Source organism: Vallitalea maricola, from assembly GCF_036985595.1.
GTDB classification, from domain to species: Bacteria; Bacillota; Clostridia; order Lachnospirales; family Vallitaleaceae; genus Vallitalea; species Vallitalea maricola.
In genome coordinates, this window is the sequence record NZ_BTPU01000244.1 from 1 (window position 1) to 233 (window position 233).

A 233-nucleotide genomic window follows, 5' to 3' on the forward strand; every position below is an offset into this window, starting at 1 on the left:
TTTTAAGTATAAGGTTTAATAGAGTTAGAGGTGAAGTGTTACTCCATAGCCTTGAAGAGAAAGATATATTTGTATCTACAGGTTCAGCATGTTCATCTAATAAACCTTCTAAATTAGGACCTTTGCAAGGAATAGGGCTTAATAATGAAGAAGCTCTATCTACAATAAGATTCAGTTTTTGTATTAATAATACAATAGAAGAATTGGATAAGTGTATTGAAGAATTGAAGGAA

The 233-nt window shown here is 30.0% G+C and carries 1 protein-coding gene; it reads left to right on the forward strand.

Translation table 11 applies throughout. The annotated features are described in order from the left end of the window. A partial coding sequence (locus AACQ14_RS23995; RefSeq protein WP_339366060.1) for an aminotransferase class V-fold PLP-dependent enzyme occupies positions 1-233 on the forward strand: 233 nt, incomplete at both ends.